This is a genomic window from Ramlibacter sp. bp-362 (assembly GCF_054956735.1).
This window is the reverse complement of sequence record NZ_JBUDXE010000009.1, coordinates 84,562-104,803: the sequence shown is the minus strand read 5'-3', so window position 1 is coordinate 104,803 and position 20,242 is coordinate 84,562. Positions and strand designations below refer to the sequence as shown.

Annotated in this window: 23 protein-coding genes and 2 tRNA genes; 12 read left to right on the top strand and 13 right to left on the bottom strand. The window is 70.9% G+C overall.

Features of this window, described 5'->3' with window-relative positions:
• Position 1 precedes the first annotated feature (1 nt).
• From ACY0MJ_RS14615 to hemP, 7 genes are all read left to right on the top strand, one after another.
• Positions 2-688, top strand: a complete 687-nt coding sequence (locus tag ACY0MJ_RS14615; protein WP_462639209.1) for a Fe2+-dependent dioxygenase — start codon at positions 2-4, stop codon at positions 686-688.
• Positions 685-1,755, top strand: coding sequence for an alpha-hydroxy acid oxidase (locus ACY0MJ_RS14610; protein WP_462639208.1), 1,071 nt, complete (start codon positions 685-687; stop codon positions 1,753-1,755). Before ACY0MJ_RS14615 ends, ACY0MJ_RS14610 begins: the two co-directional genes overlap by 4 nt.
• Before the next feature lie 103 nt (positions 1,756-1,858).
• Complete coding sequence (locus ACY0MJ_RS14605) at positions 1,859-2,122, top strand: (2Fe-2S)-binding protein (protein ID WP_462639207.1); 264 nt, start codon at positions 1,859-1,861, stop codon at positions 2,120-2,122.
• 61 nt (positions 2,123-2,183) lie between these two features.
• Positions 2,184-2,930: an energy transducer TonB gene (locus ACY0MJ_RS14600; protein WP_462639206.1), complete on the top strand. Its 747-nt coding sequence runs from the start codon at positions 2,184-2,186 to the stop codon at positions 2,928-2,930.
• A 21-nt stretch (positions 2,931-2,951) separates the two neighbouring features.
• Entirely contained in the window at positions 2,952-3,668 is a 717-nt protein-coding gene (locus tag ACY0MJ_RS14595; RefSeq protein ID WP_462639205.1) for a MotA/TolQ/ExbB proton channel family protein, read from the top strand.
• A gap of 2 nt (positions 3,669-3,670) precedes the next feature.
• On the top strand, positions 3,671-4,084 hold the full coding sequence (locus ACY0MJ_RS14590) for an ExbD/TolR family protein (protein WP_462639204.1): 414 nt from the start codon (positions 3,671-3,673) through the stop codon (positions 4,082-4,084).
• Complete coding sequence (gene hemP, locus ACY0MJ_RS14585; RefSeq protein ID WP_462639202.1) at positions 4,081-4,275, top strand: hemin uptake protein HemP; 195 nt, start codon at positions 4,081-4,083, stop codon at positions 4,273-4,275. The genes ACY0MJ_RS14590 and hemP overlap by 4 nt, the downstream gene beginning before the upstream one ends.
• 27 nt (positions 4,276-4,302) lie before the next feature.
• On the opposite strand, the gene ACY0MJ_RS14580 is transcribed toward hemP, so the two are convergent.
• Positions 4,303-4,710 (bottom strand): GlcG/HbpS family heme-binding protein, encoded by a 408-nt coding sequence (locus ACY0MJ_RS14580; RefSeq protein WP_462639200.1) that lies wholly within the window; start codon positions 4,708-4,710, stop codon positions 4,303-4,305.
• 136 nt (positions 4,711-4,846) lie between these two features.
• Here ACY0MJ_RS14580 and ACY0MJ_RS14575 point away from each other — a divergent pair, with 136 nt between their 5' ends.
• Entirely contained in the window at positions 4,847-5,506 is a 660-nt protein-coding gene (locus ACY0MJ_RS14575; RefSeq protein WP_462639318.1) for a Bax inhibitor-1 family protein, read from the top strand.
• Positions 5,507-5,550: 44 nt separating this feature from the next.
• Here the strand turns inward: ACY0MJ_RS14575 and rlmD are convergent, their stop codons facing one another.
• The 6 genes from rlmD to surE all read right to left on the bottom strand — a co-directional run bounded on the left by rlmD (position 5,551) and on the right by surE (position 11,294).
• A complete protein-coding gene (gene rlmD, locus ACY0MJ_RS14570; protein WP_462639199.1) occupies positions 5,551-6,951 on the bottom strand; it encodes a 23S rRNA (uracil(1939)-C(5))-methyltransferase RlmD in 1,401 nt (466 codons plus the stop codon).
• Between the two features lie 67 nt (positions 6,952-7,018).
• Complete coding sequence (locus tag ACY0MJ_RS14565; protein ID WP_462639198.1) at positions 7,019-7,816, bottom strand: 3'-5' exonuclease; 798 nt, start codon at positions 7,814-7,816, stop codon at positions 7,019-7,021.
• Between the two features lie 94 nt (positions 7,817-7,910).
• Complete coding sequence (rpoS, locus tag ACY0MJ_RS14560) at positions 7,911-8,849, bottom strand: RNA polymerase sigma factor RpoS (RefSeq protein ID WP_462639197.1); 939 nt, start codon at positions 8,847-8,849, stop codon at positions 7,911-7,913.
• A gap of 71 nt (positions 8,850-8,920) precedes the next feature.
• Positions 8,921-9,787, bottom strand: a complete 867-nt coding sequence (locus ACY0MJ_RS14555) for a peptidoglycan DD-metalloendopeptidase family protein (RefSeq protein WP_462639196.1) — start codon at positions 9,785-9,787, stop codon at positions 8,921-8,923.
• Complete coding sequence (locus tag ACY0MJ_RS14550) at positions 9,784-10,527, bottom strand: protein-L-isoaspartate(D-aspartate) O-methyltransferase (RefSeq protein WP_462639195.1); 744 nt, start codon at positions 10,525-10,527, stop codon at positions 9,784-9,786. Before ACY0MJ_RS14550 ends, ACY0MJ_RS14555 begins: the two co-directional genes overlap by 4 nt.
• The gene (gene surE, locus ACY0MJ_RS14545) at positions 10,524-11,294 is read right to left on the bottom strand and encodes a 5'/3'-nucleotidase SurE (protein WP_462639194.1); all 771 of its coding nucleotides are present in this window, start codon (positions 11,292-11,294) and stop codon (positions 10,524-10,526) included. Before surE ends, ACY0MJ_RS14550 begins: the two co-directional genes overlap by 4 nt.
• Before the next feature lie 92 nt (positions 11,295-11,386).
• Here surE and ACY0MJ_RS14540 point away from each other — a divergent pair, with 92 nt between their 5' ends.
• The 3 genes from ACY0MJ_RS14540 to ACY0MJ_RS14530 all read left to right on the top strand — a co-directional run bounded on the left by ACY0MJ_RS14540 (position 11,387) and on the right by ACY0MJ_RS14530 (position 13,044).
• Positions 11,387-12,376: an NADPH:quinone oxidoreductase family protein gene (locus ACY0MJ_RS14540; protein ID WP_462639193.1), complete on the top strand. Its 990-nt coding sequence runs from the start codon at positions 11,387-11,389 to the stop codon at positions 12,374-12,376.
• A gap of 37 nt (positions 12,377-12,413) precedes the next feature.
• A tRNA-His gene (locus ACY0MJ_RS14535) sits at positions 12,414-12,489 on the top strand.
• A gap of 87 nt (positions 12,490-12,576) precedes the next feature.
• Positions 12,577-13,044, top strand: a complete 468-nt coding sequence (locus ACY0MJ_RS14530; RefSeq protein ID WP_462639192.1) for a thioredoxin family protein — start codon at positions 12,577-12,579, stop codon at positions 13,042-13,044.
• On the opposite strand, the gene ACY0MJ_RS14525 is transcribed toward ACY0MJ_RS14530, so the two are convergent.
• Positions 13,041-13,601, bottom strand: a complete 561-nt coding sequence (locus ACY0MJ_RS14525) for a DUF1003 domain-containing protein (RefSeq protein ID WP_462639191.1) — start codon at positions 13,599-13,601, stop codon at positions 13,041-13,043. The genes ACY0MJ_RS14530 and ACY0MJ_RS14525 overlap by 4 nt on opposite strands.
• Before the next feature lie 151 nt (positions 13,602-13,752).
• Between ACY0MJ_RS14525 and ACY0MJ_RS14520 the strand changes: the two genes are divergently transcribed.
• On the top strand, positions 13,753-15,702 hold the full coding sequence (locus ACY0MJ_RS14520) for an APC family permease (RefSeq protein WP_462639190.1): 1,950 nt from the start codon (positions 13,753-13,755) through the stop codon (positions 15,700-15,702).
• Between the two features lie 7 nt (positions 15,703-15,709).
• Here ACY0MJ_RS14520 and ACY0MJ_RS14515 read toward each other — a convergent pair whose 3' ends face one another.
• From ACY0MJ_RS14515 to ACY0MJ_RS14495, 5 genes are all read right to left on the bottom strand, one after another.
• Positions 15,710-17,626 (bottom strand): SurA N-terminal domain-containing protein, encoded by a 1,917-nt coding sequence (locus tag ACY0MJ_RS14515; RefSeq protein ID WP_462639189.1) that lies wholly within the window; start codon positions 17,624-17,626, stop codon positions 15,710-15,712.
• Positions 17,627-17,684: 58 nt separating this feature from the next.
• A tRNA-Val gene (locus ACY0MJ_RS14510) sits at positions 17,685-17,760 on the bottom strand.
• A gap of 19 nt (positions 17,761-17,779) precedes the next feature.
• Positions 17,780-18,052: an HU family DNA-binding protein gene (locus ACY0MJ_RS14505; protein ID WP_013901776.1), complete on the bottom strand. Its 273-nt coding sequence runs from the start codon at positions 18,050-18,052 to the stop codon at positions 17,780-17,782.
• Positions 18,053-18,249: 197 nt separating this feature from the next.
• Positions 18,250-19,335, bottom strand: a complete 1,086-nt coding sequence (locus ACY0MJ_RS14500) for a tartrate dehydrogenase (protein WP_462639188.1) — start codon at positions 19,333-19,335, stop codon at positions 18,250-18,252.
• The gene (locus ACY0MJ_RS14495) at positions 19,332-20,216 is read right to left on the bottom strand and encodes an alpha/beta fold hydrolase (RefSeq protein ID WP_462639187.1); all 885 of its coding nucleotides are present in this window, start codon (positions 20,214-20,216) and stop codon (positions 19,332-19,334) included. Before ACY0MJ_RS14495 ends, ACY0MJ_RS14500 begins: the two co-directional genes overlap by 4 nt.
• Positions 20,217-20,242: the final 26 nt, after the last annotated feature.

The following is a 20,242-nucleotide window of genomic DNA, read 5'->3' as shown; positions in this document are numbered from 1 at the left end:
CATGCTGCTGCACCTGAAGAGGATCCTGGGACCCGCGGAACTCGCCACGGCGCGCGCGCTGCTGGGAGAAGACGCCCCCTGGGTCGACGGGCGCGGCAGCGCCGGCGCCGAGGCGGTGCGCCAGAAGAACAACGAGCAGCTGGCGCAGGACAGCGCCCCCGCGGAGCAGCTGCGCGCCCTGGTGCTGGCGGCCGTGCAGCGCGACCCGCTGTTCTTCTCGGCGGCGCTGCCGCGCCGGATCTTCAATCCCATGTTCAACCGCTACCGCGGCGGCAGCAACCACTACGGTCCGCACGTGGACGGCGCGATCCTGCACTCGCGCCATCCGGCGCAATGGGTGCGCACGGACGTGTCGTGCACGCTGTTCCTCAGCGATCCCGGCGACTACGACGGCGGCGAGCTGGCGATCCGCGAGCCCCAGGGCGAGCGCCGCTTCAAGCTGCCCGCGGGCGACCTGCTGCTGTATCCCGCCAGCACCTTGCACGAGGTGACGCCGGTGACGCGCGGCGCCCGCCTGGCCAGCTTCTTCTGGGTGGAGAGCATGGTGCGCAGCGGCGAGCAGCGCCAGCTGCTCTTCGACATGGACATGGCCTTGCTGGACCTGCGGCGGCGCCGGCCGGAGGATCCATCGCTGGTGCAGCTCACCGGGACGTACCACAACCTCCTGCGCATGTGGGCCACGCCATGAAGCCGGCGCTGCAGCCGCTGCCCGCCGGCATCGCCTGCGCGTCCGACTACGCAGCCCACGCGCGCGCCGCCCTGCCCGACCCCGCCTGGGAGTACTTCTCGGCGCAGGCCGGCGAGGGCGTCACGGCGCGGCGCAATCGCGCGGCGTGGGAGCGGATCGCCCTGTTGCCGCGCGTGCTGCGCGGCGCGCGTGGCGTCGACCTCACCACGAGCCTGTTCGGCCAGGCGCTGCCCTGGCCCCTGCTGGTCGCGCCCATGGCCTTGCAGCGCCTCGCCCATCCCGACGGCGAGGCCGCGATGGCGCTCGCCGCCTCGGCGCAGGGTGCGGGACTGGTGCTGGGCAGCCAGGCCAGCATGACGATCGAGTCCGTGGCCTCGGCCTTCGGGCCCGCCGGACAGCGCGGGCCCCTGTGGTTCCAGCTGTACTGGCTGGCGGATCGCGGGGCGACGCTCGCGCTGGTGCGGCGCGCCGAAGCCGCCGGCTGCCAGGCGCTGGTGCTGACCGTGGATGCCGGCGTGCGCGCCGCGCGCGGATTGCAACTGCCACCGGACATCGTGCCGGTCAACCTCCCCGCGGCGGCCCAGGGTTCCGCAGGCCATGCGCTCGAAGACCTGCTCGCCCGCTCCGCGTCCTGGGACGACGTCGCCTGGCTGCGCAGCCAGACCCGGCTGCCGCTGCTGCTCAAGGGCGTGCTGCACCTGGCCGATGCCCGCGAGGCGCTGCGCCAGGGCGTGGACGGGCTGGTCGTGTCGAACCACGGCGGGCGCGTCCTCGACGGGGCCGCGGCGACGGCCGAAGCCCTGCCGGCGATCGCGGATGCCGCGGGCGGGGCCCTGCCGCTGCTGGTCGATGGCGGCATCGAGCGCGGCACCGACGTGCTCAAGGCGCTGGCGCTCGGCGCCCGGGCCGTCCTGGTCGGCCGGCCGGTCCTGTGGGGCCTGGCCTCCGCCGGCGCGGCCGGTGCCGCCCACGTGCTGCGCCTGCTGCGCGACGAGCTGCAGCTGGCCATGGCCCAGTGCGGGCTCGCCGGCGTCGGCGAGATCGGCCGCGACCTGCTGCTGCCCTGAGCGATTGACCTTTCTCAACCCTGCGCGCAAAAAGGCATTGCAAATGCGAAGGATTCGCATTTATACTGCACCCCATCCTGTCGTACCGCCTCCGCCGCAAGCCATGATCGTCTGTGTCTGCCACCGCATTTCCGACCGCGAAATCGCCCGCCACGCCCGGGCCGGCATGAGCTTCGACGAGATCCAGTTCGAGCTGGGCGTGGCCACCCAGTGCGGCCAGTGCGAGGGCTGCGCGCGCGACGTGGTCGCGCAGTGCTGCGGCTCGCATCCCGTGGCTGCCCTGCACCGCGACACGGCGCCGGCCCCGCTGGCGACCGCCATCCCGGAGGGCCGCGCATGGCCGAACTCGCCCTTGGCGGCGGCCTGATCCTCGCCCTCGCGGCAGCCTGGTGGGCCTGCAGGGGCCGCTGAGGCCGTCCCTCGCGCCCATGAATCTTTCGCTGCCCAGCCCCGGCCCCGCGCCGCAGTTTCCCCGTCATGCCGCCGTCGCCGGCGTCGTCGTGCTCCTGCACGGCGCCGCTCTGTGGGCGCTGCAGGCCGGCCTGCTCCATCGCCCGCCCGAGGTCTTCGTCCCGGTGGAGCTGCTGAGCGAGATCGTGACGCCGCCGCAGGTCCAGGCACCGCCGGTGCCGCAGCCGCCGCCTCCGCCGCCGGAAGTGCAACCCCCGCCCAGGCCGGCGCCCCCGCCGCCCAAGCCGGTCGTCCGCAAGATCCGGCCGGCCCCGGCGCGCGCGCCGCGCCCCGCGCCGGTCCCCGAACCGGCGCCTAGCCTTCCCGCTCCCCCCGTGGTGGCCGAGCCGCAGCCGCCCGCCCCCCCGCTGGCGGCGCCCGCGCCCGCCCCGGCTCCCGCTCCCGTCGCTGCGCCGGCCCCGGCGCCGGTCGCGAAGGTGGAGCTGCCCACCACCAGCGCGGACTACCTGCGCAATCCGCCGCCCGCCTACCCCCGCATGAGCTTCCGTCTCGGCGAGGAAGGGACCACGATCGTGCGCGTGTTCATCGGCACCGACGGCCGCGCGCAGAAGGCGCAGGTCGCCAAGTCGAGCGGCTACGACCGGCTCGACGAGGCGGCCCGCTCCACCGCCCTCGCCTGGCAGTACGTGCCGGGCAAGCGCGGCGGCGTGCCCGAAGCCATGTGGGTCAACGTGCCCATCAAGTGGGAAATCAAGAAAGACTGAAAGAAGAAGCGAAGAAACGCGATGAACGACAACGAATTCGGATTGATCCACCTCTGGAGCCAGGGCGACATCGTGATGCGCCTGGTGGCCCTGCTGCTGCTGGTCATGTCGCTCGCCTCCTGGACGGTGATCCTGGTGAAGGCGCTGGACCTGCGGCGCTACCTGGCGCAGGCGCGGCGCATCGAGAGCTTCTGGCATTCCGCCGACTTCGCGGACGGGCTGAGCAAGCTGGGCCCCGACGCCGGCAGCCCCTTCCGCACCCTGGCGCTGGAAGGCCGCGAGGCGGCGGCGCACCTGAACGCGCAGCCGCAGCTGCACGACACGCTGGGCACGAGCGAGTGGCTCACCCGGGCCCTGCGCAACTCCATCGACGACTCCACCGCGCGCCTGCAGTCCGGCCTGGCGATCCTCGCCTCGGTGGGATCCACCGCCCCCTTCGTCGGGCTGTTCGGCACGGTCTGGGGCATCTACCACGCGCTGCTCACGATCAGCGGCACCGGCCAGGCCACCATCGACAAGGTCGCGGGCCCGATCGGCGAGGCGCTGGTGATGACGGCCCTGGGCCTGGCCGTCGCGATTCCCGCGGTGCTGGGCTACAACGCCATCGTGCGCGGCAACAAGGGCGTGCTGAACAAGCTCAACCGCTTCGCCCACGACCTGCATGCCTACTTCGTCACCGGCGCCCGCGTCGGCGACAGCAACGGCAGCAAGGTCATCGCCATGAAGAAGGGCGCCTGACCATGTCCTTCGGCACCCAGGACGACACCGACGAGGTGATGAACGAGATCAACGTGACGCCCATGGTGGACGTCATGCTGGTGCTGCTGATCATCTTCATCATCACCGTGCCGGTGATGCAGCACTCGGTGAACATCGCCCTGCCCCAGGCGACCAGCACGCCGGAGGACGTGAAGCCGCAGACGATCCGCCTCGCGGTCGACGCGCAGGGCCGCTACCTCTGGGACGGGCAGCCGCTGGCCGACGCCGACCTGCAGCCGCGGCTGGAAGCCGCCGCCGCGCGCGATCCGCAGCCGGAGCTGCACCTGCGCGGCGACAAGGACGCGCGCTACGAGCGCGTCGCGCAGGCGCTCGCGGCGGCCCAGCGCGCGGGCCTGCGCAAGGTCGGCTTCGTCACGGAGCCGAAGTCGCCATGAACGAGCGCCTGCCCGGGCGGCAGGACCCGTCGCCGCAGCGGTCCGATGCGGCCGCGCGGACCGATCCGCGCCAGCCGCCCCTGTCCAGCGAGGACCTGCTGCGCGGCCGGCGCTTGGTGGAGATCGCGCATAACGGCGAGGTCTACCGCCTGCAGGCCACGCGCCTGGGCAAGCTGATCCTCACGAAATGACGCGCGTTCAGGCGGGGATCCCGCCCGCTACAGCCCCAGCGCCGCGATGCCGGCGCGCGCGACCTGCGCGTCCTCGTTCGACTTCACGCCGCTGACGCCCACCGCGCCCAGGCACTCGCCGTCCTTCAGGATGGGCACGCCGCCCTCCAGCACGCCTTCCAGCCCGGGGGCGCTCAGGAAGCTGACGCGCCCGCCGTTGATCATCTCCTCGTACAGGCGGCTCTCGCGCCGCCCCAGCGCCGCGGTGCGCGCCTTGGCGGGAGCGATGTGGGCCGACACCGGCGCGGCGCCATCCAGCCGCTGCAGCCACAGGAGGTGCCCGCCCGCGTCGACGATGGCGATGGCGACGGCCCACTTGTTGGCGAGGGCCTCCGCTTCGGCGGCGGCGGCGATGGCCTTGACATCGGCGAGTTCGAGCGCAAATTGGTTCTTCATGCGCCGAGCATAGCGGCTCGCCCGGCGCGGTTTTCGGGGCCGTCCGGGAACCGGCCTAGAATGGGCTCATCCAACGGCCGACCAGACAGGAGACCTGCCAATGAGCGACCCGATCCAGACCTTCCCTTCCTATGGCATGGGCGGCACCACTGCCCTGGAACAGCGCAACCGCGTCCTGCGCAACACCTATTGGCTGCTGGCCCTCAGCCTGATCCCCACCGTGCTCGGTGCCTGGGTGGGCGTGGCCACGGGCATCACCCGCAGCCTGGGCGGCGGCCTGGGGCTGATCGTCTTCCTGGGCGGCGCCTTCGGCTTCATGTACGCGATCCAGAAGACCAAGGATTCCGCGGCCGGCGTGGGCGTGCTGCTCGCGTTCACCTTCTTCATGGGCCTGATGCTCTCGCGCCTGATCGCGATGGTGCTGGGCTTCAGCAACGGCACCAGCCTGGTGATGACGGCCTTCGGCGGCACCGCCGGCGTGTTCTTCGTGATGGCTTCGCTGGCCACCTTCATCAAGCGCGACCTGACCGGCCTGGGCAAGTGGCTGTTCGTCGGCGCGCTGGTGCTGATGGTGGGCGCCATCATCAACGTCTTCGTCGGCTCGAGCGCCGGCATGCTGGTGATCAGCACGCTCGCGATCGGCATCTTCAGCCTGTACATGCTGTACGACCTGAAGCAGATCATCGATGGCGGCGAGACCAACTACATCACCGCGACGCTGGCGCTGTACCTGGACCTGTTCAACGTGTTCCAGAGCCTGCTGATGCTGCTGGGCCTGACGTCCGGCGACGATTGACCGGCGCCTGGCGCCATCCGCAAGGGGCCCTCGGGGCCCCTTTTTCATGCGCGGTCGAACACCGCCATCGACTCCACGTGCGCCGTGTGCGGGAACATGTTCACCACGCCGGCGGCGCTGCAGGTGTAGCCGGCCTGGTGCACCAGCAGCCCGGCGTCGCGGGCCAGCGTGGCCGGGTTGCAGCTGACGTAGACGATACGCCGCGGCGGCGTCCAGCCCTGGCGCAGCGACGGGTCCTGCTCCAGGTCGGCAAGGGCCTTGGCCAGCGCGAAGGCGCCCTCGCGCGGCGGGTCCACCAGCCAGCGATCGGCGTGGCCGTCGGCCACCAGCTGCTGCGGGGTCATCTCGAACAGGTTGCGCGCCTCGAAGCGCGTGGCCGCCAGCGGCTCGGCCCGGCCCGCCTGGTTGCGCGCCAGGTTCTCGCGCGAGCGCGCCACCAGGGCCTCGCTGCCCTCGATGCCCAGCACCTCGCCGGCGCGGGTGGCCAGCGGCAGCGTGAAGTTGCCGAGGCCGCAGAACCAGTCGATCACGCGCTCGTGGCGCCGCGCGTCCAGCAGGCGCACGGCGCGGTCCACCAGCACGCGGTTGATGTGCGGGTTGACCTGCGTGAAGTCCGTCGGCCGGAAGGGCATCGTGATGCCGAACTCGGGCAGCGTGTAGGCGAGCTCGGGGCCGCCTTCATCGAGCAGGCGCACCGTGTCGGGCCCCTTGGGCTGCAGCCACCATTGCACGCCCGCGTCCGCATGGTCGCGCGCGAACTGGCGCAGCTTCGCGAGGTCGCCGGCCGACAGAGGCTCCAGGTGCCGCAGCACCAGGGCGGTGACGGCGTCGCCGCAGGCCAGCTCGACCTGCGGGCAGGTCTCGATCGCGTCCATCGAGCCGATCAGCGCCCGCAGGGGCAGCAGCAGGTCGCTCACGTGCTTCGGCACCACGTGGCATTCGCGGATGTCGGCGACGTAGCGGCTCTTGCGTTCGTGGAAGCCGACCAGCACCGTTTCCTTCTTGCGCACGTGGCGCACGGAGAAGCGGGCGCGCCAGCGGTAGCCCCAGGCCGGCCCCTCGATGGCGGCCAGCAGCGTGCCGGGCTTCACCTTGCCCAGGTGCCACAGGTTGTCCTCCAGCACGCGCTGCTTGATCGCCACCTGCGCACCCACGTGCAGGTGCTGCATCTTGCAGCCGCCGCACGCGCCCTCGTGCAGGCCGAAGTGCGGGCAGCGGGGGCGCACGCGCTGCGCCGACTCGCGGTGGACTGCCGTGAGCGTCGCCTGTTCCCAGTTGTTCTTGCGGCGGTTCACCTTGGCGCCGACCCGTTCGCCGGGCAGCGCGCCGTCGATGAACACCACCTTGCCGTCGGGCCGCCGGGCGACGCCCTGGGCCTCGATGTCGAGCGATTCGATTTCCAGCCAGCCCTCGGGGTCGGGGGCGGGGGACTGCTTGTCTGTCATGCCCCGATTGTCTCGTACGGTGGGGTTCGCTGCGCTCACCGCCACCCTACAGCGAACCCCACCGCCTTCATGGCCAGGCGGCGAGGTACTCCTGCCAGTGCGGCTCGTCGGGCGCGAGCGCGGCCAGCGACTGCTTCACGAAGGCGATCTCCTGCTCGTACTCGGCCTCGGTGAAGCCGCAGCGCATCTTCTGGAAGCGGCAGTACAGCAGGTAGGTGTTCATCACGTCCGTCTCGCAGTACTGCCGGATCTCCTCCAGCTTGCCGTCCAGGAACGCGGGATAGACCTGCGAGCCGTCCATGCCCAGCTTGCCGGGGAAGCCGCACAGCTTGGCCATCGCGTCCAGCGGCGCGTTGGCGCGCGGCTGGTACATCGCCAGCACGTCCATCAGGTCCATGTGGCGCATGTGGTAGCGGTTGATGTAGTTGTTGTACTTGAACTCGCGGTCGTCCGGCGCGCCGCCCTCGCCCAGGCACCAGTAGCGGTCCGCCGTGACGCCGTGGCGCAGCCCGCGGTAGTGCAGCACCGGCAGGTCGAAGCCGCCGCCGTTCCAGCTCACGAGCTGCGGCACGTGCTTGTCGAGCGCGTTGAAGAAGTTCTGGATGACGCGGCCTTCGCTGGCGTTGTCGCGATCGACGAAGGAATGCACGCGCAATCCCTCGGCGTTGCGGAACACGCAGCTGATCACCAGCACCCGCTGCAGGTGCAGCGGCATGAAATCGCTCTGGCCGGCGTCCTTGCGCTCCTGCAGCCACTGGGCGTACACGTCGGCGTCCGTGGCGTCCTTCGGGGCGTCGCGCAGCAGGCGCAGGCCGGCCACGTCGGGAATGGATTCGATGTCAAAAACCAGGACGGGCCAGCTCATGGAGGCACTGTACCAGTGCCTTCATGAGCTGGCCGTGGGCCGTCACAGGAACCCCCCATCCCGGCCTTCCCCCCGGAGGGGGGAAGGAGCAAAGCTAGAAGAGCGAGTCGCGGTCCACGCCGCTGCGCGCCATCTGCCGCTTCAGCTTGGTGAGCGCCTCGTTCTGGATCTGGCGCACCCGCTCGCGGGTGAGGCCCAGCCGGTCGCTCAGGACCTCCAGCGTTTCCGGCTCGCGCTGGCGCAGGCCGAAGCGGCCTTCCAGCACTTCCTTCTCGCGGTGGGTGAGCGTCTCGATCCAGCCGGACAGCAGCCGCTCGACCTCGTGGTTGTGGGTGACGCCGGTGGGGTCGAGCGCGAATTCGTCGGCCATGAAGTCGCCCAGCGTGTGCTCGTCGTCGGAGCGGTCCACCACCGCGTCCAGCGACCTGGGCGTCTCGGCCATGGCGAGCAGTTGCGCCACCTCCTGCACCTCGCGCCCGAGCAGCGCCGCGACGTCCTCGACCCGCACGCCCTCGCCGTCGCCGTTGCGCGCGGCGGCGAAGGCCGGGTCGTTCTCCAGCGTCCGGCGGGCCCGCAGCACCTGCTGCAGTTCGCGCACGACGTGCACCGGCAGCCGGATCACGCGGCCCTGGTTCATCACGGCGCGCTCGACCGCCTGGCGGATCCACCAGGTCGCGTAGGTCGAGAAGCGAAAGCCGCGCTCCGGCTCGAACTTGTCGATGGCGTGCATCAGGCCCAGGTTGCCTTCCTCGATCAGGTCCGACAGCGGCACGCCCCGCCCGAGGTAGCCCTTGGCGATGCTGACCACCAGCCGCAGGTTGTGCTCGATCATGGACTGGCGCGCCGCGAAGTCGCCGGCGCGCGCGCGCAGGGCCGTCTCGTATTCCTCCTCCGCCGTGAAGAGGGCCGTGCGGCGCACCTCGCGCAGGTACAGCGTGAGCGTGTCGGTGCTCTCGCCGGACAGGTCCGGCGGCAGTTCGCGCAGGGGGATTTCGGCGCCCGGGTCGGTGGCGGCGACCTCCGGCTCATCCATGCGGGCGGGGTCCGCATCCGGGCCGGCGCCTCCAGGCGGTGGAGCTCCGTGCCCGTTGCGCCGCTTCATGGCTATCTCGGTGGCAGGTACCTTGTGGGATCGACCGGCTTGCCCAGCCGGCGGATTTCGAAGTGCAGCTTCACGCGATCGCTGTCGGTGGAACCCATCTCGGCGATCTTCTGGCCCTTGCGCACGTTCTGGTCTTCCTTCACCAGCAGCGTCTGGTTGTGCGCATACGCGGTGAGGTAGGTGTTGTTGTGCTTCAGGATGATCAGGTTGCCGTAGCCGCGCAGCCCGGCGCCGGCATACACGACGCGGCCGTCCGCCGACGCGTACACGGGGTCGCCCGCGCGGCCGCCGATGTCGATGCCCTTGTTCTTCTGCTCGTCGAAACTCGCCAGCAGGACGGGCGCGCCGCTCGTGGGCCACGCCCAGGCGATCTCGTCGTCCGGGCCGCTGGCCGCGGGACGGGATGCCGTCGCGGGTGCGCTCGCCGCGGGAGCCGCGCTGCCGCTCGCCGCGCTGGCGGGCGGCTGCGCGGGCGCGGTGGACGCCGCAGGCGCCGCAGGCGCGGCCGCGACGACGGGGCCGGTGGGCGGCACGACGCGCAGCACCTGCCCCACCTCGATCACGTTCGGGTTGTCCAGGTTGTTCCAGCGCGCGATGTCGCGCCAGTTCTGGCCCGACTCGAGCGCGATGCGCACCAGCGTGTCGCCGGGACGCACGGTGTGGTAGCCGGGCTTGCCGGCGTTCTCGGCGCCGGGCAGCGCGCCGACGCGCGCCTCGTTGACCAGGGCGCCGTTGCGCCCCCCGAGCCGGTCTTCCACCGGCGCGGGCGCGCGGCGCGGCGATGCGCAGCCGGCCAGCAGCGCGCAGGCGAGCGCGAGGCCCAGCCAGGGCCATGCACGTTCGCGCCAGTTGTTCGTTGGATTCCTCATGCGACGCCTGATTTTAGGGGGACAAAGTGCACGCTCTCAAGAATCGTCTGCTGCAGCCGTCCCGCGTTCTTCTCGACGATGACGAGCGCCTGCCGCCCCTGCGCCATCACCATGGGCGCGACGATGCGGCCGCCTTCGGCAAGCTGATCGGTCCAGGCGCGAGGCACGGCCTCTCCGCCCGCTGCGGCAATGATGCCCGCATACGGCGCACCCTGGGGGAAACCGGCCATGCCGTCGCCGAACAGCAGGTGCACGTTGGCGAGGCGGAAGGCGCGCAGGTTCTCGCGCGCGCGCTCGTGCAGGCCGCGCAGGCGCTCGATCGAATACACCTCCGTGGCGAGCTGGCTCAGCACGGCGGCCTGGTAGCCGCAGCCCGTGCCGACTTCCAGCACGCGGCCTATGCGGCCGCTGCGCCCGGCCAGCAGCAGCTCGATCATGCGCGCCACGACGCTCGGCTTGGAGATCGTCTGGCCCAGCCCGATCGGCAGGCTGGTGTCCTCGTAGGCCTGGTTGACCAGCGCGCTGTCGACGAAGCGGTGCCGCTCGACCGCCTGCATGGCGGCCTGCACGCGCGGGTCCGCGAGGCCCTGAGCCGCCAGCTTCTGCACCATGCGCGCGCGCACGGCTTGCGAGTCGAGTCCGAGGCCGGATGGCGGCGCGGCCACGGCACGCACGGGCGCGGGCTGCGGACGCGCCGGCGCGCCGGGCAGGCGCGCGGGAAAGCCGGGGCGGCGGCTCATGCGCCCTCGCCGGTGGGCAACTGCGCGGCCGCCTGCGCCCAGTAGCGCAGCGCGTCGTGGTCGGTCAGGTCCACCTTCAGCGGCGTGATGGTCGGATGGCCTTGCAGCGCCGCGTGGAAGTCGGTGCCTTCGGCGCCGTCCTTGGCCGGGCCGGCGCCGCCGATCCAGTACATCATGTCGCCGCGCGGGCTGGTCTGCGAGATCACCTTCTCCGCCGCGTGCCGCCGCCCGAGGCGGCAGACCTTGAAGGGCTTCAGCTCCTCGTAGGGGCGGTTGGGGATGTTCACGTTCAGCAGCCAGTGCGCGCCCTCGGCGCGGTGGCGCTCCGACAGGAACTGCACCAGCTCGCGCGCCTTGCGCGCCGCCGCGTCGATGTGCGCCCAGCCCTTTTCCGTCTGCGAGAAGGCGATCGCGGGAATGCCGAACAGGTAGCCCTCCATCGCGGCGCCCACGGTGCCCGAGTAGATCGTGTCGTCGCCCATGTTGGCGCCGTTGTTGATGCCGCTCACGACGAGGTCGGGCCGGTAGCCGAGCAGGCCCGTGAGCGCGATGTGCACGCAGTCGGCCGGCGTGCCGTTCACGTAGCGGAAGCCGTTGGCCGCGACGTTCACGTAGAGCGGCGCGTGCAGCGTGAGCGCGTTGGACTTGGCGCTGTTGTTGTGCTCGGGCGCGACCACTTCCACCTCGCCGAGGTCGCGGATCGCCTCGTACAGCGCCACGATGCCCGGCGCCTGGTAGCCGTCGTCGTTGGAGAGCAGGATCTTCATCTTGCAAGGATTGTAGGTGCGGTCACGGCAGGGACATGGCGCGCAAGGCGGGCTTGCCTATCATGCGCGTTTCACCGTCCCGGAGTCCGTCCATGCATGCCTGGCTTTGCGAAAACCCCGTCGGCGTCGAAGCGCTGCAGTGGAAGGAGCTGCCCACGCCCCAGCCCGCGGCGGGCGAGGTGCTGGTGGAGATCAAGGCCGCGAGCCTGAACTTCCCCGACCTGCTGATCGTCCAGAACAAGTACCAGCACAAGCCGAAGCTGCCCTTCGTGCCCGGGTCCGAATACGCGGGCGTCGTGGCCGCGGTGGGCGAAGGCGTGACGCAGCTGAAGCTCGGGCAGCCCGTCGCGTGCCTCTCGGGCACCGGCGGCTTCGCCACGCACACGATCGCGCCGGCGCACCTGTGCCTGCCGCTGCCGGCGGGCTTTCCCTTCGTCGATGCCGCCGCGTTCATCATGACCTACGCGACCTCGCACCATGCGCTGCTCGATCGCGCGCAGTTGAAGCAGGGCGAGACGGTGCTGGTGCTCGGCGCGGCCGGCGGCGTCGGGACGGCGGCGATCCAGATCGCCAAGGCGGCCGGCGCGCGCGTCATCGCCGCCGCGTCCAGCGAGGAGAAGTGCGCCCTGTGCCGCTCGATCGGCGCCGACGCGACCATCAACTATAGCGAGCACCAGGTGCCCAACGCCTTCCGCGACGCGCTGAAGGAGGCCACGGGCGGCAAGGGCCCCGAGGTGATCTACGACCCGGTGGGCGGCGACTTCGCCGAGCCCGCGTTCCGCTCGATCGCCTGGCGCGGCCGCTACCTGGTGGTCGGCTTCGCGGCCGGCCCCATCCCTAGCCTGCCGCTGAACCTGCCGCTGCTGAAGGGCGCCTCCATCGTCGGCGTGTTCTGGGGCGACTTCGCGCGGCGCGAGCCGCAGGCGAACGCGGCGATGCTGCAGGCGCTGGCGCAGTGGTACGCGCAGGGCAAGATCAAGCCGGTGATCGACCGCACGATGGCGATGGCCGAGCTCCCGGCGGCGTACGCGCACATGGGATCGCGCGCGGTCCGCGGCAAGCTGGTGCTCGTCAACCCCTGAGCGGCCGCGCCGCCCGGGCTATAATCTCGGGCTCGCGGTGGCTGTAGCTCAGTTGGTAGAGTCCCAGATTGTGATTCTGGTTGTCGTGGGTTCGAGTCCCATCAGCCACCCCAGGTAACACGCACCCCGGCAGGCCGCGCCTCCCGGGGTTTTTCTTTGCCCGCTGCAGCGCGGTCGCCGCTGTTCCACAATCGGACTCCATGGAACGTAGAGCCCTGCTCGCCCTGCTCGCCATCCTGGCGCTGCCCGCGCAGGCCGCCCTGCCCCTGCGCTTCGACCCGAAGCGCGACGCCGCGGCCGACCTGCAGGAAGCGCTCGCGCAGGCCAGCGCGCAGGGCAAGCGCGTGCTGGTCGACGTGGGCGGCGAGTGGTGCACCTGGTGCCACGTGCTGGATCGGTTCATCGCGGGCCGGCCCGAAGTGCAGCGCACGGTCGATGCCCACTACGTCTGGCTCAAGGTGAACTGGTCGCCGCAGAACCGCAACGAGCGCGTGCTGGCGCGCTGGCCCAAGGCCAGGGGCTACCCGCATCTTTATGTGCTGGACGCCACGGGACAGCTGCTCGCCTCGCAGGCCACCAGCGAGCTGGAGGCCGGCGAGGACTACGACGAGCAGAAGATGCTCGCCTTCCTGCGCCGCTACGCGCCCGGCGCCGGCGCGGCCCGCTAGGGCGTTCCCGCGCCGCCGGGGCGCTCGCGCTGCTCCTCTTCCTTCTGCGTCTCGTCGAGCTGGCGTGCCAGCGAGTCGATCCGCGTGGCCTCGGCCAGCGCCGCCACCTCCGGGTCCTGGCCGCACTGGGCGCCGACCTGGCGGGCGATGGCCTCCAGCATCTGCAGCGTCTTGGTGGTCTCCTGCTCCGCCAGCAGGTTGACCTGCAGGTCCAGCTGCGCGCGGCGCTCGCTCAGGCGCATCGCGTAGTTCTGCGCGATCAGGATGAACGAGGCGATGAAGATCGACTCCATCGACGCCCACATCGTGAGGAACGTGAACGGGTACGGGTCCCAGTGCGGCAGCCCCGGGATGCTGTTGATCGCGAACCACGCGATGAACACCACGGCATGGACCCAGACGAAGTGGATGCTCCCGCAGAAGCGCGCCACGAAGGACGCCGTGCGGTCGGCGAAGCTCGGGTCGGAGACCGCGAGCGCCTCCAGCTCCCGCACGGTGCGGACGTTGCGCCGCGTGATCTCGCTCGCGTTCTGGTGCAGTTGCGCATCCTGGGCCATCCGCACAGTGTTCGGCCGCGCCGCGGCCGGGCTTGCCGGACCAGCCCGGATTGCGCCGTCAGCCGCGCCGCCGGGCCACGGCCGCGCTGGTCGAGCGCGCTTGCGCGGGATTCCTACGCGGCGGCGCCGCGCGCCATGCGAACTTCCGGCAATGATCAGCCTGCGACAGGTGCTGCTGGGCCGGCGGCTCGCGAACCGCGAGTCGGAGACGCGCAAGATCGGGCCGCTGGAGGCGATCCCGGCCATGGGCCTCGACGGCCTCGGTTCCTCGGCGTACGGGCCGGAAGCGGCGCTGGCCGTGATGGCGGCGCTCGGCGCGGCCAGCCTGTCATGGATCGGCTGGGTGATGGCGCCCATCCTGCTGCTGCTGGCTGTCCTGTTCGCCTCCTACTGGCAGACGATCCGCGCCTATCCGAGCAACGGCGGCGCCTACACCGTGGCGCGCGAGAACCTCGGGCCCTGGGCCGGGCTGCTGGCCGCCGCCTCGCTGATGACGGACTACGTGCTGAACGTGGCGGTGGGGATCTCGGCCGGCGTGGGCGCGCTGGTCTCGGCGGTGCCCGCGCTGCATCCGCACACGCTGGCCTTGTGCCTCGCGATCCTCGCCTTCGTCACGGTGATGAACCTGCGCGGCACGCTCGACGCCGGCCGCGTGTTCGCCGTGCCCACCTACCTCTTTATCGCGAGCTTCGGGTTGATCCTGGCGATCGGCCTGGTGCGCGCCTTCACGGCCGACGGCGCTCCCGAACCGGTGGTGCCCCCGCCCGCGCTGCGTCCCGCCACCGAGGCCGCCAGCCTGTGGCTGCTGCTGCGCGCGTTCGCCAGCGGCTGCACCGCGATGACGGGCGTGGAGGCCGTCAGCAACGGCATGGGCGCCTTCCGCGAACCCGTGGTCGCCAACGGCCACAGGACGCTCGCCGGCATCGTCGGCATCCTGGCCGTGCTGCTGGCGGCCATCGCGTATCTCGCCCAGGCCTACGGCATCGGCGCCATGGACCAGGTGCAGGACGGCTACCGCAGCGTGCTGTCGCAGCTCGCCAGCGCCGTGGTCGGCGACGGCTTCCTCTACTACGTCGCCATCGGTTCGCTGCTGTGCGTCCTGGGCCTCTCGGCCAACACCAGCTTCGTCGGCTTCCCTCGCCTGTGCCGCATGGTGGCCGCCGACGGCTACCTGCCCAAGCCCTTCGCCGTCGCCGGACGCCGGCTGGTGTTCTCCGCCGGCATCCTGTACCTCACCGCCGCGGCCGGCGCGCTGCTGGTCGTGTTCGGCGGGATCACGGAGCACCTGATCCCGCTGTTCGCGGTCGGCGCCTTCCTCACCTTCACGCTGTCGCAGGCCGGCATGGTGGCGCACTGGCGCGTCGCCCTGGAGGAAGAGGACGACGAGGCGCAGCGCCGGCGCCTGCGCGTGCACCTGGCGGTGAACGCCTTCGGCGCGGTCGCGACCGGCATCGCGCTCGTCGTGATCCTGGTGGCGAAGTTCGCCGCGGGCGCCTGGATCGTGGTGCTGGTGGTGCCGGCGGTGATCCTGCTGCTGCGCCGGATCCGCCGCTACTACGTGGACCTGGAGCGAAAGGTCCACGACCCGACGCCGCTCAGCCTGCACGACCTCGCGACGCCGATCGTGCTGGTCGCCATCGAGGAGTGGAACCAGATGGCGGACCGGGCGCTGACCTTCGCGCTGTCGCTGTCGCCGCACGTCATCGGGCTGCACCTGGCCGACCTGGCCGGCCCGGGCGCGGACGAAGGCTACGACCGCAAGCTGCGCGAACGCTGGGAGCGCAACGTCGCCGCGCCGGCCCGCGACAACGGCCTGCCGGAACCGCGGCTGGTGGTCCTGCGTGCCGAATACCGCGCGATCCACGAGCCGGTGCTGCGGCTCGCGCGCGAACTGGAACTGAAGTATCCCGACCGGTCGATCGCGGTGCTGGTGCCCGAGCTGGTGAAGCAGCGCTGGTACCAGCGGCTGCTGCACACGCACCGCGCCAGCCAGCTGCGCCGCCAGCTGCTGCGCCACGGCGGCAGCCGGCTCACGGTGATCAACCTGCCCTGGTCCGTGGAGCAGCGCGAGCTGCCGGCGGTGGCGCAGCGCGCCGCCTGAGCGCCCCTCAGCGGCCGGCTTCGGCCGGCTTCGGCACGTTGATCTGGACCTTGAAGCGTTCCTTCAGCACCTCGTAGTAGGCCGCGGCCTCGGCCGTCGCCCAGGCCCGGTCGTACTGCGCCAGTTCCTGCTGCGCCCGTTCCGGCGGCGGGGTCTCGCGGGGCAGCGCCTTCAGCACGCGCACGACGGCATAGCCCTGCGGACCCAGGTCGACGCCTTCGAAGGCGGGCAGCTTGTCCGCGTCGGCGCGCAGCGCGGCCTCGATCACCTGGCGCGGCTGCTTGCCGGCGTCCTGCCGCGACAGCGTCACGGCCGGCGGCAGCTGCGCCGTCGCCGGCGCCGCCTTCCAGGCGGCCAGCTTCGCCTCGCCGTCCTTGCGCGCCAGTTCCGCCGCCTTGGCGTTCACCACGCGCTCGCGCACCTGCGCCTTCACTTCCTCGAAGGGGCGGGTGTGCGCCGGCGAGTACTTGACGATGCGGCCGGAGACCATCTGGTTGGGACCGAACTCCACCGCCTCGGTGTTGCGCTTGTGCTCCACCGCCTCGGGCGAGAACAGGGCCTCCAGGAACTTCGGGTTCGCGAGCGGGCCGGTGGCGCCCGGCTGCGGCGTGCGCGTGACGCCCTGGGCCGTGCGGATCTCGAGCTTCAGCTTGTCGGCGGCGGGCTTGAGCGAATCCGACTGCTCGTACACCGTGTTGCTGAAGGTCTCGGCGGCTTCCGCGTACTTCTTCTGGGCCTGCTGCTTGCGCAGTTCCGCTTCCAGCTCCGGCTTCATTTCCTCGAAGCTGCGCTGCTTCGGTGCCTTGATGTCGGTGAGCTTGATGATGTGGTAGCCGAAGTCGGTCTCCACGACGTCGCTGATGTCGCCCTTGTTCTTCAGCGCGAACACCGCGTCCTCGAAGGGCTTGGTCATCGCGCCGCGGGTGAAGAAGTCGAGGTCGCCGCCCTGCGCGGCCGAGCCTTGGTCCTGCGAGTTCTTCTTCGCCACCTCGGCGAAGCTGGCCGGGTCCTTGCGCACCTGCGCGAGCAGTTCCTCGGCCTTCGCCTTGGCCTTGGCCTTGTCCTCCGCGCTCGCCCCCTTGGGCACCGCGATGAGGATGTGGCTGGCGCGGCGCTCCTCCTGGCCCGCCAGGCGCGAGGCGTTCTGCTCGTAGTAGGTCTTCAGGTCCGCCTCGTTGACGGTCGCGCCCTGCTGCACCGAGGCCAGGTCCAGCACGACGTACTGGATGTCGGCCTGCTCGGGGGCCTGGAACAGCGCCGCGTTGTCCTTGTAGAAAGCCTGCAGCTCCGCGTCGGTGGGCTCCACCTTCGCCTTGTAGTCGGCGGGGTCGAAGCGCGCGACCTGCGCCTCGCGTCGGCCGAAATAGCTGTCCAGCGCCACGCCGGCGATGGCGGGCGGCGTGAAGGCCGACATCGCGACGGCGCCGAGGGCCTGGCGCATGGCGATGTCCGCGCGCACCTGGTTCTCGTACATCTCGGGCGTCATGCCGCGCGCGGCGAGCAGCTCGCGGTAGCGGTTCATGTCCAGCTTGCCGTCGGGGCCGCGCAGGGAGGCGATCAGCTCGTTGGACTGCAGTTCGCGGGCGACGCGCTGGTCGGCCACCAGCAGGTGCGAGTGTTCCGCCGCCGCCGCCAGCACGCGGTCGCGCACCATGCGCTCGAGCGTGCCGTAGCGCGCCTCGGGCGAGTCGAACAGCTTCGTGTCCAGGTTGGGCATCTGCTCGCGCAGGCGGTCCACCTGCTGGCGATGCGCGTTGTCCCAGTCGGCCTGCTTGATCTCGTGCCCGTCGACCTTGGCGACGGTGGCGCCCTGCTCGCGCATCCGGTCGTAGCCCTGCAGGCCGAACAGCACGAAGGACGGCACGATCAGCAGGAACAGCAGGAACTGCATGACCTTCATGTGCTTGCGGACGAAATCGAACATGTTCTTGGACTCGGAACGGGGACAAACAAAAAGGCGAACCGCGGTTCGCCTTCGTCGTTGGTGGGTGCTGACGGGATCGAACCGCCGACCTACGCCTTGTAAGGGCGCCGCTCTACCAGCTGAGCTAAGCACCCCACCGGGGAGAAGCCGTCTTCAGTTCAGCGCATCCTTGAGCGCCTTGCCGGGACGGAACTTGGGCACCTTGGCGGCCTTGATTTTAATCTGCGCGCCGGTCCGCGGATTCCGGCCGCTGCGGGCGGCCCGCTTGCCCACGGCGAAGGTGCCGAATCCGACGAGCGAGACCGAGCCGCCTTTCTTCAGCGTGGTCTTCACCGCGCCGATCATGGATTCCAGTGCGCGTGTGGCGGCGGCCTTGGAGATGTCGGCGTGCTTGGCGATGTGCTCGATCAGTTCGGTCTTGTTCACAGGGGTCCCTCGTGCAGGATGTTGTTGACGTTGCCGTCCAAAAATTTGTCTCCCGTTCCCGGGACGCCTCTTCGTGCGTGGCGGGAAGGGGAGACATGGGCGGGCGGCCTCGCGGCCACTGGCGTCGATTAGAAACAGCGCGGCGGGGGGTGTCAATAAGGCATGCGGCAATACAACACGCCTCGTGCAGCAAAGTCTTACAGGGCGGCCGCGATCGCCTTGCCGACGTCCGTGGTGCTGGCCTTGCCGCCGATGTCGGCGGTGCGCGGAGCGCCCGATTTCGGGTCCAGCACGGTCTCGATCGCCTTCAGGATGGCGTCGTGCGCCTCCTTGTGCCCCAGGAACTCCAGCATCATGGCGCCGCACCAGATCTGGCCGATCGGGTTGGCGATGTTCCTGCCGTAGATGTCCGGGGCGGAGCCGTGCACCGGCTCGAACAGCGAGGGGAACCTGCGGTCCGGGTTCAGGTTGGCGCTGGGCGCGATGCCGATCGTGCCCGTGCAGGCCGGGCCCAGGTCTGACAGGATGTCGCCGAACAGGTTGGTGGCCACCACCACGTCGAAGAAGTCCGGCCGCTGCACGAAGTGCGCCGTCAGGATGTCGATGTGGAACTTGTCGGTCTTCACGCCCGGGTACTGCTTCGCCATCTCGGCGAAGCGCTCGTCCCAGTAGGGCATGGTGATCGCGATGCCGTTGGACTTGGTGGCGCTGGTCAGGTGCTTCTTCGGGCGCTTCTGCGCCAGCTCGAAGGCGAACTTCAGCACGCGGTCCACGCCGTGGCGCGACATGATCGTCTCCTGCATGACGATCTCGCGCTCGGTGCCGGGGTACATGCGGCCGCCGACGGCGGAGTACTCGCCCTCGGTGTTCTCGCGCACGATGTACATGTCGATCTCGCCGGGCTCGCGCTTGCTGCCGTCCTTGCGCACCACGGGCGCGACGATGCCGGGCATCAGGCGCGCCGGGCGCAGGTTGACGTACTGGTCGAACTCGCGGCGGAACAGCAGCAGCGACTGCCACAGCGAGGTGTGGTCGGCGATCTTCTCGGGCCAGCCGACGGCGCCGAAGAAGATGGCGTCGTGGCCGCCGACCTGGTCCTTCCAGTCGTCGGGCATGTACTTGCCGTGCTTCTCGCAGTACTCCCAGCTGGAGAAACCGAAATGGTCGAACTGCACGTCGATGCCGAACTTGCGGGCGGCCGCGTCGACGACGCGCACGCCTTCGGGCATGACTTCCTTGCCGATGCCGTCGCCGGCGATGACTGCGATCCTCTTCTTGCTCACGGGTGGCTCCTGAAAAATGCGAGGGCTTCGTCGAGGAGCAGCGCGGGCGCCTCCTCGGCGATGTAGTGGCCGCAGGGCAGGCTGCGGCCGGAATAGTCGGTGGCGGCCGCGCGCCAGAGCGCCGGCACGTCGAAGCAGCGGCCCACGGCGCCGTGCTCGCCCCACAGCACGCGCAGCGGCTGCGCGATCCTGCGGCCGGCATCCGCGTCGGCCTGGTCGTGCTGCAGGTCGATGCCGGCGCTCGCGCGGTAGTCGGCGCAGACGGCGGCCGCGGTGCCGGGCAGCGCCGCGCAGCGCTCGTACTCGGCCAGCGCCTCGGGCGCGAACGCGGCCAGGCCGGCGTGCCGCGCGCCCATGATGCTGCGCACGTAGCGGCGCGGATCGGAATTCACCAGGGCTTCCGGCAGGGGCGGCGGCTGGATCAGGAAGAACCAGTGCCAGTACGCACGGGCGAAGGCCTCCGTGGTGTTGCGGTACATGGCCAGCGTCGGAGCGATGTCCAGCAGCAGCATGCGTTCCACCGCATCCGGATGGTCCAGCGCCAGGCGGTGGGCGACGCGGGCGCCGCGGTCGTGGGCCAGCACCTGGAAACGGGCGTGCCCCAGGCTGCGCATCACCTCGATGGCATCGGCCGCCATCTCGCGCTTGGCGTAGGCGGCGGACTGCTCGCCCGCGGGCGGCCGGTCCGAGTCGCCGTAGCCGCGCAGGTCCATGAGCACGACCTGGAATTCCTGCGCCAGTTGCGGGGCGACGCGGTGCCACATCGCCTGCGTCTGCGGATGGCCGTGCAGCAGCAGCAGGGGCGCGCCCTGCCCGCCGCGGCGCACGTTCAGCGTCACGCCGTCGCGCGCGATGCGCAGGGATTCGAAGCCATCCAGCATGGGGGCGATTCTAGGCACCGGCGCGC